Source organism: Streptomyces kebangsaanensis, from assembly GCF_001906585.1.
Taxonomy (GTDB): domain Bacteria; phylum Actinomycetota; class Actinomycetes; order Streptomycetales; family Streptomycetaceae; genus Streptomyces; species Streptomyces kebangsaanensis.
The window spans coordinates 1-13,079 of record NZ_JUJA01000095.1; the positions used below are offsets into that span (position 1 = coordinate 1).

12 protein-coding genes and 2 pseudogenes are annotated in these 13,079 nt (G+C 66.6%); 3 read left to right on the forward strand and 11 right to left on the reverse strand.

Going from position 1 to position 13,079, the window contains the following annotated elements:
• The 3 genes and pseudogenes from RH94_RS13905 to aspS all read right to left on the reverse strand — a co-directional run.
• Positions 1-376, reverse strand: a pseudogene (locus tag RH94_RS13905) (transposase); the annotation flags it as partial.
• A gap of 12 nt (positions 377-388) precedes the next feature.
• Positions 389-880, reverse strand: a complete 492-nt coding sequence (locus tag RH94_RS13910) for a nucleotidyltransferase domain-containing protein (protein WP_234425756.1) — start codon at positions 878-880, stop codon at positions 389-391.
• Between the two features lie 128 nt (positions 881-1,008).
• Positions 1,009-2,331 carry an aspartate--tRNA(Asn) ligase gene (gene aspS / locus RH94_RS13915; RefSeq protein WP_073947918.1) on the reverse strand — a complete coding sequence of 441 codons (1,323 nt, stop codon included), beginning with the start codon at positions 2,329-2,331 and terminating at the stop codon, positions 1,009-1,011.
• Positions 2,332-2,851: 520 nt separating this feature from the next.
• Here aspS and RH94_RS39590 point away from each other — a divergent pair.
• Positions 2,852-3,835 (forward strand): phosphotransferase family protein, encoded by a 984-nt coding sequence (locus RH94_RS39590; RefSeq protein ID WP_073947919.1) that lies wholly within the window; start codon positions 2,852-2,854, stop codon positions 3,833-3,835.
• Positions 3,836-3,879: 44 nt separating this feature from the next.
• Here RH94_RS39590 and serS read toward each other — a convergent pair whose 3' ends face one another.
• On the reverse strand, positions 3,880-5,166 hold the full coding sequence (serS, locus tag RH94_RS13925) for a serine--tRNA ligase (RefSeq protein ID WP_073947926.1): 1,287 nt from the start codon (positions 5,164-5,166) through the stop codon (positions 3,880-3,882).
• 418 nt (positions 5,167-5,584) lie between these two features.
• Between serS and RH94_RS13930 the strand changes: the two genes are divergently transcribed.
• Positions 5,585-6,154, forward strand: a complete 570-nt coding sequence (locus tag RH94_RS13930) for an HD domain-containing protein (RefSeq protein WP_407697314.1) — start codon at positions 5,585-5,587, stop codon at positions 6,152-6,154.
• Between the two features lie 10 nt (positions 6,155-6,164).
• Here RH94_RS13930 and RH94_RS13935 read toward each other — a convergent pair whose 3' ends face one another.
• The 5 genes from RH94_RS13935 to RH94_RS13955 all read right to left on the reverse strand — a co-directional run bounded on the left by RH94_RS13935 (position 6,165) and on the right by RH94_RS13955 (position 8,645).
• Positions 6,165-6,632, reverse strand: coding sequence for an NUDIX hydrolase (locus RH94_RS13935; protein WP_073947920.1), 468 nt, complete (start codon positions 6,630-6,632; stop codon positions 6,165-6,167).
• 7 nt (positions 6,633-6,639) lie between these two features.
• Entirely contained in the window at positions 6,640-6,795 is a 156-nt protein-coding gene (locus RH94_RS13940; protein WP_199880944.1) for a hypothetical protein, read from the reverse strand.
• Positions 6,796-7,057: 262 nt separating this feature from the next.
• Positions 7,058-7,879, reverse strand: a complete 822-nt coding sequence (locus RH94_RS13945; RefSeq protein ID WP_073947921.1) for a DUF317 domain-containing protein — start codon at positions 7,877-7,879, stop codon at positions 7,058-7,060.
• Positions 7,880-7,894: 15 nt separating this feature from the next.
• Positions 7,895-8,185, reverse strand: a complete 291-nt coding sequence (locus tag RH94_RS13950) for a hypothetical protein (protein WP_073947922.1) — start codon at positions 8,183-8,185, stop codon at positions 7,895-7,897.
• A gap of 106 nt (positions 8,186-8,291) precedes the next feature.
• The gene (locus RH94_RS13955) at positions 8,292-8,645 is read right to left on the reverse strand and encodes a DUF317 domain-containing protein (protein WP_073947923.1); all 354 of its coding nucleotides are present in this window, start codon (positions 8,643-8,645) and stop codon (positions 8,292-8,294) included.
• Between the two features lie 1,106 nt (positions 8,646-9,751).
• Here RH94_RS13955 and RH94_RS46640 point away from each other — a divergent pair.
• Positions 9,752-11,719, forward strand: coding sequence for a GIY-YIG nuclease family protein (locus RH94_RS46640; protein WP_407697315.1), 1,968 nt, complete (start codon positions 9,752-9,754; stop codon positions 11,717-11,719).
• A 281-nt stretch (positions 11,720-12,000) separates the two neighbouring features.
• Here the strand turns inward: RH94_RS46640 and RH94_RS13965 are convergent, their stop codons facing one another.
• Together RH94_RS13965 and RH94_RS43315 are read right to left on the reverse strand one after the other, a co-directional pair.
• Positions 12,001-12,819 carry a SpaA isopeptide-forming pilin-related protein gene (locus tag RH94_RS13965; RefSeq protein WP_073947925.1) on the reverse strand — a complete coding sequence of 273 codons (819 nt, stop codon included), beginning with the start codon at positions 12,817-12,819 and terminating at the stop codon, positions 12,001-12,003.
• A 22-nt stretch (positions 12,820-12,841) separates the two neighbouring features.
• Positions 12,842-13,079: pseudogene (locus tag RH94_RS43315) on the reverse strand (IS3-like element ISAar44 family transposase); the annotation flags it as partial.

A 13,079-nucleotide genomic window follows, 5' to 3' on the forward strand; every position in this document is an offset into this window, starting at 1 on the left:
CAGATCGGCTCGACGCCGCCGAAGCGGCCCTTGTGCTCGTCGATGAACGCTACGAGCGTGTGTGTGGCCGGTCGAGCTCGGCCGCGAAGAAAGACGCCGCGGCTTTGAGGATCTCGTTCGCCCGCTTCAGCTCGGCATTCTCCTTCTTCAGCCGCTTCAGCTCGGCGGACTCCTCCGTCGTGGTGCCCGGCCGGGTGCCGGCATCGATCTGGTCCTGCCGTACCCACTTGCGCAGGGTCTCGGTCGTGCCGATGCCCAGTTTCTGGGCGACCGCTTTCATCGCGGCCCACTCGGTGTCGTACTCCGGCCGCACCTCGGCGACCATCCGCACCGCACGACGGCGCAGCTCAAGCGGGTACTGGGAAGAGCGTGCCATGACTCGATCCTCTCAAACGATCGAGTCCCTATCGAACCCGGAACGGTTCACTTCGAAGTCTGTCTCATCCTTCTCCCGTGTCGCCTTCGCCTTGTAGTAGAGCTGCACCTCGGGCGCCAGGTAGGGGATACCAGTCCCGCTTCTTCGTCCCAACCGCTCGATCGGAAGCCGGATCCGTGGGGTACGCCGAGAGACCCAATGGGTGCCCTCCGCCTCGTCCAGCATGAGCTGCACGGACCAGGGTGCCTCAGGCGTGCGTCGGCACCAGGTGTCGTGGAGGGGCGGCTGAAGAGTCTCCCCAGAACGCCACGGGCGCAGCCGCCCCATGCCAGGTGGGTCCGCCACGTACAGGTCCCAGTCGGTCAAGAGATCGCGCACGCGAGCTTGGTCCCGTCGGAGGACGAGGACATCGAGATCGCCGTGCGGGCGTAGCTCACGGCCGACGGCGAGTTCGATCGCGTACCCGCCAGCGATCCACCACGGGAAGTCGGCCGCAGCGAACATGACAGCTAGATCTTCGGGACGAGCCGGCACCCAGCGCCCCACTCCCTCAATACTCACCTGTCCATGCTCTCAGTGAACGAGGCCCCGGAAGGGAAATCCGACGTAGGCCAGCCATGCACAGAGGCCAGCTATGGGGTGAGCCGGTTCGGTCCGCGGAAGAGGAAGGTGGCCTCGCGGATCGACTCCAGACCGAGCAAGACCATGAGTACGCGTCCAAGGCCCATGCCCAGCCCGCCGTGCGGTGGGCACCCGTACCGGAACGCGTTCAGGTAGTCCTGCATCGGCTCCGGACTCATGCCCTTCTCGGCGGCTTGCTTCAGCAGCACGTCGTAGCGGTGCTCGCGCTGGGCGCCGGTGGTGATCTCCAGCCCCTTCCAGAGCAGGTCGAAGCTCAGGGTCACGCTCGGGTCGTCGGCCGGCCGCATGTGGTAGAAGGGCCGGATGCCCACGGGGTAGTGGGTGATGAACACGAACTCGTGGCCGGTGGCCTGCTGGATGTGGGCGCTGATGCTCCGCTCGCCCTCCGGGTCCAGGTCCTCCTTGGTTCCTTCCGCGTCCCATCCGCCCTTGCGCAGGATGTCGTGCGCCTTGGCCATGGTGATGCGGGGGAAGGGCGTCGTGGGGACGGTGATCTCCACGCCGAACTGCTCCCGGACCGCATCGCCGTGTGCACCGGCGACCTTGGTGATGGCGTGGGCGAGCATCTGCTCCTCGAACGCCATAACGTCCTCGACGCCGTCAATCCAGGCCAGCTCGACGTCGACGCCGGTGAACTCGGTGGCGTGCCGGGAGGTGAACGACGGCTCTGCACGGAAGACGGGGCCGATCTCGAAGACCTTCTCGATTCCGGCCGAGATCGCCATCTGCTTGTAGAACTGCGGCGACTGGGCGAGATAGGCGCTGCGATCGAAGTAGCCGAGTTCGAAGACCTCGGCGCCAGACTCCGAGGCGGTGCCCATGAGCTTGGGGGTGTGCATTTCCGTGGCGCCCTGGGCATAGGCGTACTCGCGCATCCCCTGCTCCAGGGTGGTCTGCACGGCGAACATCAGCTGAGCGGCGGGACGGCGGCGTACGTCCAAGAACCGCCAGTCCAGGCGGTGCTCCAGGCTGGTGTGCTCGTCGATGGGCAGCGGTGTCGCGGCCCGGTTCAGGACCTCGACCCGCTCCGGGATGATCTCCAGGCTGTGGAGCTTCACGATCGGGTTCTCGACGACGCGGCCGGTGATCCGCACCGCGGACTCCGGCGTGAGCTGCTGCAGGGCGGCCTCGATGTCGTCGCCTGCGCCGCCGCGCCGGTGGGTGACCTGCACCATGCCCGTGTGGTCGCGTACGACGACGAACTGGACCTTACTCAGCAGGCGCAGAGTGTGCGCCCAGCCCGACACGGAAACGGTTCGACCCAAGTGCTCGTGCAGGTCAGATACCAGTACACGATCGGTCGTATGGATCATCGCAGCCCTCCAGGGCGTCATGGTGATCCCTTGGGGGCGCGGGCGAGAAGGGGACTCGCGGTTCCACCACGCCTTCACCACCACTCGACAGTGGCGGCCTCATTCGTGGCCGGTAACGGGGCCAGCCGGCGGGGCATTGGACCACATGGCCGTTCCTCCCCGCACTCAAGAGGGTCTTCACCCCGGGGCGCGAGGCTGCCTTCCCAGCTGCCAGCAGCTCTCTCGGCTCGCGTGATCCCGGGCTACTCGTCTCCGTCATCGCGTTGTGACGGAGGATAGCGAGCCAGGGCCTCGAGACGACAGCGAGATTTCTGCTAGGTCGTGATCGTGCCAGTGGGCAGGTTCGGAAGCAGGTGCGGCCACCTGACGATCAACGGCGCCAGGAAGGAGGAGGTGTAGTCGCACTGATGATGACGCTACCCGGGGCGCAGCCTACGGGGCTCAGTCAGCGAATGGACGGACACGGATCCGCGTGACAATTTCGTGGCGCCGGGAAACACAGCTCCCCCATCCTGACGGAATGCCCGACATCATCACCTCGCGCCTTCAGTACAACGCCACAGCGGTACGCCCAGACTGGAAGGACCTCCCACAAGATGTTCGCCAGCTCATCACCCGACGCCTCGGAGGCTCAGTAGAGGCCGGGTGCAGCGCAGGGAGCGGATTTACCAGCGGCTTCGCCGCTGTACTCCGCGGGGCCTTCGGACCTCTGTTCGTCAAGGCGGTCAAGAGCCTCGACAACAGTGTGGTGGCCGACTCCTACCGCAGGGAAGCGTTGATCAACCAGGCGCTCCCGGCAGAGATTCCGGCGCCACGCCTGCAGTGGATTGAGGAGCACGACGGATGGGTCGTTCTCGGCATCGACGCTGTCCCCGGTGGCCGCATGCCCACCACACCGTGGAAGTCTGATGAGCTAACGGCCACTCTCGACGCGTACAGGATCACAGCAGAGGCACTCTCCACCCCACCCACAGCACTCCAGCATGTGGGCCTCAAGCCGGTGGGTGACGGCGGTGACTTCGCCGACTGGCGCAACCTCGCCCGAGGCGCCACGTCCACGAACGCCCTGCCTTCCTGGGTACCACTCGACCTACTGGACGTGCTGGCCAGCCTGGAAAGCGGATGGCGGGAGGCCGTCGCAGGCAATGCCGTCCTCCACCACGACCTACGACAGGACAACGTGCTGATCGATGCGTACGGCGCCGCGTGGATCTGCGACTGGAACTGGCCCTGCCTGGGGGCGAGCTGGTTCGACCTCGTCCTGCTCCTGGCCACCGCCTACGCCGACGGGCACGACGCCACCGCCCTGTTCACCCAGCACCCCACCGCCCGCGGAGTCGCCGACGAACAACTCGATGCGGCGCTCGCCGCTCTCTCCGGTTTCTTCCTCACCTCCGGCGGACAGCCCGCAGCAGACTGGTCACCGCATCTTCGCCAGCACCAGACGTGGTGTGGAGAGGTCACACTGCGATGGCTGGCTAACCGGCGTGGTTGGGCATTCTGACCTGGGGCCCACCCGTTCAGTGTTCGACAGACAGCCCGCTCAGCTCAGGCCGAGGGCGGTGCTGTCAGGACACCGCTCGGGATCCACTTGCGCAACACGTCGGGTACCTCCACCGTGCCGTCGGCCCGCTGGTGCTGCTCCAGCAGCGCGGGCACAAGCCTGCTCGTGGCCAGACCTGAGCCGTTCAGCGTGTGGACGAACATCGACTTCCCCTGTTGCGGCCGGTAGCGGATGTTGCCACGCCTCGCCTGGTAGTCGCGGGCATTCGACACCGAGCTGACCTCGACGTACGCCTCGATGCTCGGCAGCCACACCTCGACGTCGTACGTCTTGGCCATCGCTGCGCTGGTGTCCCCGGCCGCGAGTCGCGTGATCCGATAGTGCAGGCCCAGTCCCTTTACCAAGTCCTCCGCTCTGCCGAGAAGCTCCTGGTGTGCGGCGTCCGAGGCGTCCGGGTGGGTGAACTGGAACAGCTCGACCTTGTTGAACTGGTGACCGCGCAGGGTCCCCCGTTCAGCCGTGCGGTAGCCGCCGGCCTCCTTGCGGTAGCACGGCGTGTACGCGACGTACTTCCGAGGCAGCTCCGTCTCGGGCAGCGTCTCGTCCCGGTGCAGATTGACCAACGCTGTCTCCGCGGTCGGTAGCAGGAACCGCTCCGGACCGTGCTCCCCCTGCTCCAAGGCGAAGACCTCGTCCGCAAACTTGGGAAACTGGCCCGCGGTGTACCCGGCCGCGAAGGTCAGGATGTGCGGTGGCAACACGAACTCATAGCCGTCCCGCACATGTGCCTCCAGGAAGTGGTTCAGCAGCGCCCACTCCAGGAGCGCGCCGTCGCCCCGGTAGATCCAGAAGCCGCTGCCGCCGAGCTTCGTGCCCCGCTCATAGTCGACCAAGCCCAGAGTTCGAGCGAGCTCCACATGGTCCCTGGGCGTGAAACCGAACTCCGGACGCTGGCCGGCTTCACGAATGACCTCGTTGTTCTCCTTGCCCCCGGCCAGCACGTCCGCGTCGGGTAGGTTCGGCAGCGGAGCAAGGAAGACCTGACGCGCATGCTCCAGTTCGATGAGCCGCGCCCCGACGGCGGTCAGCTGCTCGCCCACGGCCGATGCTTCACCGTGCAGACTTGCCACGCCCTCGCCAACCCGCTGCCGTTTCGCGATCTCGCCCGAGATCCTCTTGCGCTCCCCACGGAGGCGTTCCATCTCAGCCCGCACCTGTCGGTAGTCGTCGTCCAGTCGAAGAAACTCGTCGAGGTCGACGTGGACCGCCCGCTTGGCTAGCGCCTGCTGGACACGGACTGGGTTCTGGCGAATCAGGGTGACATCGATCATCCTGCCGTGCTCCATTCGATCAGTCATCATGACGTGATCCCTTGGGAGCGCGGGCGAGAAGGGGCAACTCGCGGTGCCACCGCGCCTTCGCCACCAGCAGATGGTGGCCTCATTCACGACCCGGTCACGGGGGTCAACCGGCGGGGCATTGGACCTTCCCTAAGGCCGTTCCTCCCCGCACTCGGGAGGGGATTCACCTGGGGCACGAGGCTGCCTTCCCAGCTGCCAGCAGCTCTCTCGGCTCGCGTGATCCCTGACTACTCGTCTCCGTCAACGCGTTGCCCGGAAGGATACGTACGCCGCGATCGGGTCCGCAATCGAGAAACGCTTCGGCGGCTCCCGCAACGTCCAGGCTTCCCCTTTGCGCACGGCCAGGATGTCCAAGACGTCCTCGCCGTCGCTGCCATATCCTCCCCAGGTGGCAACGACCAAGGTTGACTGGGCGTACGAACTGGCTGGTGAGCTGCTAAGTAGCAGCCTCCCGCGCAGGTGGGCACACTCGCAGGGCGTTGCCGCTTGCGCCCAGACGCTGGCGCCGCTGGCCGGTAACAGCGCCGAGGTGCTGGAAGCCGCTGCGGTGCTGCATGACATCGGCTACGCGCCCCCGCTCGCCTCTACCGGATTCCATCCGCTGGACGGAGCACGGTACCTCCGTGACGTGCACGGGGCGGAGAGACGGGTTGTCCGCCTGGTCGCGAACCACTCGTATGTGCTGCTCGAAGCCGCGGAGCGTGGCCTCCGGACTGAGCTGGCCGACGAGTTCCCCCTCCTGGATGATCCGCTCCTCGTGGACGCGCTGGTCTACTGCGACATGACCACGACGCCGGACGGCCGACGGACGACGCCCCATGAGCGGCTGCAGGAGATCTTGGGCCGCTACGGCGAGGACAGCGTGGTCGGGCGTTTCATCCGCCGGGCCGCCCCGCACATCCACGCGAGTGTGGATCGGGTGCGGGCGGCAGCGGTCGAGGCCGGCGTGGAGCTGTAAGTCCGAGCGGTCAGCCGAGGTAGGGGTAAGCCCCGGTCAGGTAGTGGCCGATCTGCTCGTGCATGCTCGGGTGGATGTCGAGCTTATCCAGGTCGTCCGGGTGAACCCAGCGCACGCCGTCGGCCTCCTCATTGACGGTGGGCTTGCCCCCTACGGGGCGGCCGATGTATACGGCCTCGTACTGCTGCCGGATCTCGCCGTCGGTGTACTCGATGATGTGCTCCTGGTTGGAGTAGACGCCCAGGAAGCCGGTGACCTCCGCGACGATGCCGGTCTCCTCCTCGCACTCGCGGACGGCGCACTGCGCCGGGCTCTCGCCGATGTCCTGGGCTCCTCCGGGCAGAGCCCACTGGCCGGTGTCGCGGCGTCGCTGGAGAAGGATGGCGCCTTCGTCGTTGACCACGAGCAAGTTGCTGGCGGGGATAAGGGTGTTGGCCTTGGGGGCCTTGGGGTCGTGGTAGTACTCGGTCCTGCCCACGGCAGTGCTACTCCTGTCTGTCGGGCGCCCAGGGGCGCGCGGATGCCCACACGGCCTCGAAGCTGTCGCCGTACCGCTGGAACCACTCCCCGCCGTCTATGTTGCGGAGCTGGAGTAGCGGGTTGGCGCTGGCCGGCTGGCCCCAGATGTGCGGGTTGACCATGAGGTGGTCGTCGTAAGGGTGAATATGGACGAACGATGGCACTCCGGTCTGACAATCGGGGCGAGATCGTGGAACGCATCGTCTGGGCAGGCAAGATGGCACTGCTAGTGGGGATTACGGGCTCTGTCGCCGCTGTCGTCACATACTGCCGTCACGGTCCGAACCCCTCAGCGCACCGGCAAACACAGCAGCATGAAGCCCGCCCTTCCCGAAATCGGGGAGGCCGGGCTTCATGCGTCGAATGAAGGACGGACACCGGCGTTCAGCCAGCCGGGGCGCGCAGGAGCCGGTCCCGCGTGCTCGCCGGCAGCACCCGGCGCAGGACCGGTGCGGTCGAGCTGAGCGAGGCGGCGAACGCGGCGACCAGGTCGTGCGGGACGCTGGCTGCGAAGGACGCCGCCCACAGGCACTGCGTGCCCAGCGCGGGCTCGGCCCATGCCTGCCATCCGGCCGGTCCCGCAGCGTCGGCCTCAGCGACCAGGGTGCGCGGGTCGGCGTCCTGGATGAGGGGCGGGACCTCGCCGAGGCTGAGGTGGGAGGTGAAGGTCGGGTCCGTCGCTGCCGCGTGGGGCTGGTCGATGTCGCGGAGCCAGCCGTGGGCGGTGACCGCGTCGAGGACCAGCTCGGGCCCGGCGAAGGACACGGCGGGCTGGTCCCGGGCATCGAGCGCGACGAGGAAGTCGGTGAGGACCTCGCCGGGGACGTCTGGGGTGAAGTAGGCCGACCACTGCGCGAGCGGACTGTTGGTATCGGCGCGGGCGCAGACCTGCCAGGAGATCGGCAGTTCGCCGAGGTGGAACGGCTCGTCCGCCAGGACCCACTGGGCCCACCGGAGGGTGTCCTGGCTGATGTGCAGGACGGTGCTGCGCAGGACCTGACGGTCGTCCGGCGCCTCGTCAGGTTCCTGGCGTCCGCGGACGATCGCAAGGCTCGACCAGCCAAGGCCGGCGAGCGTATCGGCGACGGAGTCGTAGAGGCGTCCGTCGTCCCCGGCCAGGTGCCGGGGACCGACCCAGTAGGCGCGCCGGGCGCTGTTGCTGGCCGGCGGATCGAGGGGGATGTCGGGGTTCAGGGGCGTCTCCAAGGGCTCGGTGCGGGTCTACTTGCCGCGTACGGTGCGGCGTTCCCGGCGAGGGGGTGCCTGGACGGGCGAGTGCCAGGTCAGGGCGACGGCGACCTCGGGCGGCAGATGACCAAGCTGGGCGCCCGGATCCCGGCCTTCGGCGAGGTAGACGACGGGCCGCCCGGTCTCGTCCACGGACTGCACGACCTGCGCCAAGCGGTGTGCCATCGGGAAGAAGGGATTCATGGCCTGGCGTACCGGGGCACTCCGGTCGCAGCCGGACAGCGAGTCGATGAGATCGCCGACAGTCATCTCCGGGGTCGTCACGAACAGCCTCCTGGGGTAGAGGGATACGGGGAGCAGTGGAAACGTTCGGCGGCGGCAGACAGACGACCGCGTGCGGGGCGGGGACTATCTGTCTGTGTCCGCGCTCTCATAGGGGGCGTGAGGTCTCCAGCACGCGCGCCACAGCGGCGGCGACGATGTCGGCCGGCGTCTCGGTGTCGAAGGACATCTGGTAGCCGCGAACCTTGGCGGTGCCGGTGACGGCGATCTTCCATCCCTCGCCGTCCGTGCCGGGACGACCGAGCGGGAACCAGCCGAGGTAGAACCGGCCGTCCTTGGAGCTGACGTGCACGTCCGCACGGTCGTCCACGATGAGGTTGAAGTCCTCAGCGGAGAACTGGTCCATGACGAGCGTGGGCTGGCCAGGACCCAGCTGCCACTCGTGCAGCCGCAGGGCTTCGACAGTGGTGGAGAATCCAGGGCCGACGGGAGCCACGGTCACGGGCAATCACCTCTCTGACCTGGGGTTTCTTGCAAGGTCGTCTACGTTGGCATGCCCTCGCGCACGTTGGCCAGTCTTTCCGCGATCTTTCCTGTCTGCCCCCGGCGAACTGCTGTCTCCTGTCATTCAATCGAGGCGTTTGGCAGCGAACCCAGTCGTGGGGGCTTCCAACACCGCCACGTGCCGACACCACGCCGAAGAGGTCAATGGGAACGGCACCATGTCCTGTCGGCACAGGTCTTGTCAGTGGCACCTCATACACTCCGCTGATGCGACAGCCAAGGATGATGAGCACCCTGGCCCTGGCCCTCCCAGACACCAGAGCTCACGGGTACGGCGTCTGCAAGGTCGCCCGCAGATCCAGTAGATCAACGGCACCATGCGCCAGAAGCGCTTCCGTGAGGTGGGACGGTCTCCGTTACGGATCTCGGAGAGGGTTCCACTATCGTCCGTGTCAACAGGGGGATTAGAGCTGTGCCTTCCGCTACTGGCTTNGCTTGACTGACTTGCGCGAGCAGTGGATCCAGAAGATCTGCACGAGGATCGCCACCTCCAGCGGCCGCCACCCGTTGCTAGATCCGGCGCGAATCGTCGGCGACACGAGCGATCTGGATCTGATACGGGCCCTTCTGGTTCTGCAGATCGCCGTCTTGGACGCGCGTGGCCGATCTACCGCGCACATCACCGGACTCCTGGCCGAGCACCCGGTCTTCGCCGATCCCAAGCCCGACACAGATCAGTTCGCCAGCCTGGTCAAGCATGTCCGCCAGCGTGTGGAATACGACGGAGTAACGGGTTCCGTCCTGCTGTTCGGCCTCGGCCTACGTGCCGGGGAGTTGGAAAGCGCGTACGCCCTTCTCCTGGACCCCTGGTTCCGTCGGCGTTCCCGCGCGGCCACCACTGCCCAGGTAGTCAGAGACCTGGCCCGGCACTGGGGCGTGGAAGCCTCTCGCACCGTAGAAGCTGCGGTGCCTCGCTCACTCGCACCCCTGGAGGCGTGCTCCGACACCATCTGGTCCCGGCTGAAAACGGAGCCCGACACTCGTGTCCAGCATGTCGTGTCACGTGTCCTATTTGGGAAAGGCAACGAGGCTCAAGAGCTATGGATGAAGCAGTTTCCAGCCCGCGGTGTCAGGCATCTCTGGGAGCTGGGCTCACAAGCGGCCAGCTGCACCGCAGCTAGAGGGTACTTTCGCGAGGCGATCCGCCACCCCAAGCTGAACTATGCTCAGCGGTCGGTCCTCACTCGCGCCTTGGACGTGGTCGACGAGCAACTCGAGGCGCTCGTCGAAGCGATAGGTTGCCTTAGCGCCACCGAGCGCGACCTGCTACGGCCCCGTACACAGCAGGAACGCTTCCAGGACGCCTGCATCCTGACCTTCCTGAACCGGTCGCTCCACTTCCAAGACAGCTACCCCGTTAGCTCCTGTGTCCCCGACGCCCAGGCGGTACACGGCACATACGGCCCTCTGCCCTGGTGGAACATCATCGTACGAACCGGGGAGGAGACGGAGGCCGCCCGCGCCGCACTCAGCGAGGGAGTGTTGCCCCTCGGTTTCGAGAGGGATCCCGGACACGCGAGTCGACTTCTGCTCATCTGCCGCAAGCCCAGAACGAAGTCCCTGGGTGTGCGCGCTCACTTCGTCTTCGACCTGGACAACCCAGCCCACGCCTGCGAGCTGCTCCTCATAGCGAAGAGCTCCGGCGTTCCCATCGACCTCTATGCCGAATCACACAACGAGCAAGACGAATGGGACATCGAGTCCACCCACCTGGGCACGCTGTACGCGCCCATCGGCCCGGAACTCGCTGGCCTGGTCACGGAAGGGGCCATCGAAGCACTGACACGATCCTTGCCGGGCGCCCGTGACAGTGACCTTGACGAGCATGAGGGGATTGAGCCGCTCGTGGAGGCGTTGCGGCGTCTGCCTCCCGCGGGGGTCCAGCACTTCTCCTCGGGACGGCACATCACCGCATCGTCCCATCGCGACCTCGAAGGTGGGGTCGTAGCGCTGAAGGCCGACCCGCCGGTGGAGCTCTCTGGATTCTCCAGGGGCACCAAGAAGCGCCAGCAATCCAGCGGCTCGCGGGAGACGCGCACCAGGACTCCCCTGCCTCCCCCTCGGACGACTGGATTCGTGTACGTCCAGCGGAATCCTGCCTTCCCGGACACGCTTAAGATCGGCTACTCGGACCGGCTCGCAGAGGACCGCGCGAAGGAGCTGTACGGCACATCGGTCCCCTTCCCTTACGAGGTGCTTTTCAGGGCTCTCTCGTCCCGCCCTGAAGACGTGGAACGGGCTGTCCATCGCCTCCTCACTGCCCAACGGGTCAACGCAGACAGGGAATTCTTCCGCGTCACCCTTGAGACGGCTATCGAGGCGATCCGCCATTGCCAGGGTGAGGCAACCGGGATCACCACCTGGGAGCCGACACCTGTCATTCATCGCCTGCGCGCGGACGACCGAGTCGTCCTGCCACTGAGAGCCGGGCAGTTGTTCGCGCTCACGGCATACCCCCATCTGCTCAGTTCGTCCGCCGAGGTCCTCGACTTCTGGCAGGCCCACGCGGACGGTGATCTACTGGAAATTCACGCCACGCGCGACCCCGGGCATGTGGCCGGCATCAGCGACAACGATCCCGGTGCATTCGAGGACCCCGTTCCATTCCTCAATAGGGAAAAAACCGCACGGAACGGCATGCTCCTCGGTCGGGAACGCCTGGTCGCCGGCGACCGGCTGATCTGGTTCTCGGACGAAGAGGGGTCGACCGACACCCGCGGCGTCGTCTTCGAAGCGGACGCCTTCTGCCAGGTCACCTACCGGACGGCAGCCATCCGACGGGGCCCGCTGGGAATTCCTCTCCTGCTGAACGACCTTGACCGGGACATCCCCGACGCCATGGGAACACTCATTAGGGACGTCCTCGCACTAGACCCACCGCGTAGCTGGGCGCCCCGGAATCCTCAAGAAGAAGACGGGTGGGCGGTAGCGGCCACGGATCCCCAGCCGCCCGAGCGCTGGCTCCCCCAACTCGAACGACGGCACAGGAACGTGCGCCGAGACCGATCCTGAACACCGTGAGGCACAGGAGCCAGCTCGACGTGACCAAATCCCAGCGTACGCACTGAATTTCTGTCAGATCCCAAGCAAGCCCGGCAAGTTCTTTTGCCAACCGATCCCGGTCGGCGCAGGTCAGCGGGACTCCAGCGACTAACGTCACCCCAAGGACAAACTGCCGTCCGTTGACGACGAATCCTCCCTTTGAGATGTGTGATCAGCTGTTCGGCGTCGAAGACAACAGCAGGCCCCCGGATGCACTTCCCCGGGGACCTGCTGACGGTGGTGATCTATGGCTAGTTGGTCTGGCTGTTGTTGTCGGGCTCGGACTCGGCAGCCGTACGACGGCGCACAGCGACCACGGTGACGGCGCCGGCGATGACGAGGAGCCCCGCGCCTGCGGCGATCCAAGGCGCAGCGTCGGCACCGGTGTGGGCGAGGGAGCCTGCCGGGGTCGGTGGCGAGGAGTCGCCGACCGGGACTGCGGCTGCGGTGGACGAGGAGTCAGCATCCGGGGTGCCGGTGCCCGGCGCGGAGGGCTTGGCCCCGCCGGTCCCATTGCCCGGCGTGTCCGCAGGGGTGGACGTGCCGGTGGGCTTGTGCGTCGGCTTGTCCGAGAGGTGGGGCTTCGGGCTGGTGGCGGTCTTGGTGTTGGTGACGGTCACAGTCACAGGGGCGCCGGGGCCCGCTGTGAACGTCTTGGACGGCTTGTAGAGGTCGTATCCGGCGGGTGCCTTGACCTGCTTGACCCAAAACTCCATGTTCCGCCTGGACACCGGCAGTTCCCCGGAGGCCGTGCCTTTGTCCCCGGTCGTCAGGGTGAGCAGCGTTGAGGTGCCGGTGCCGATGTTCACCGTTGCGCCGGGCAGGAGTGTGCCGGTCTTGTCGTCCTTGGCCTGCAGGAGCACCTTGGCGACCTTGAACGAGTCCGTGATCGTCAGCCGCGTGGTCGCGCCGGGAGTGACGATGACGTCCTGGTCGGCGACAACCTCGTGGAGCGGGCTTCCGGAGGCCGTCTCCTTGAGCCGGTAGACGCCCGGCGCGAGGTCGGGGAAGGTCAGCTTCCCCTGCGCGTCGGTTGTCCCGCGCCCGGCCTCCTGGCCGGAAGATTTCAAGTCCAGTGAGACGGTTGGGGCGCTATGAGGTTTGTGGTGCGGGTTCCCTGCGTCTGGCCGGGTCGTTGATCCACGCCTGCTGGGGTATCCGGGGTGGTCGGGGGCGGCGGCCGAAGCGTTCGGGGTGGCGGGCGTATGCCTCGGCGAGGGTGACGGCCCGCTGGTCGCGCACCTCCTCGGCGGTGCCGAAGTGCACGCTGGCGGGCGTGTGCCAGCCGATCCCCGAATGCCGGTGCTCGTGGTTGTAGTACGCGATGAAC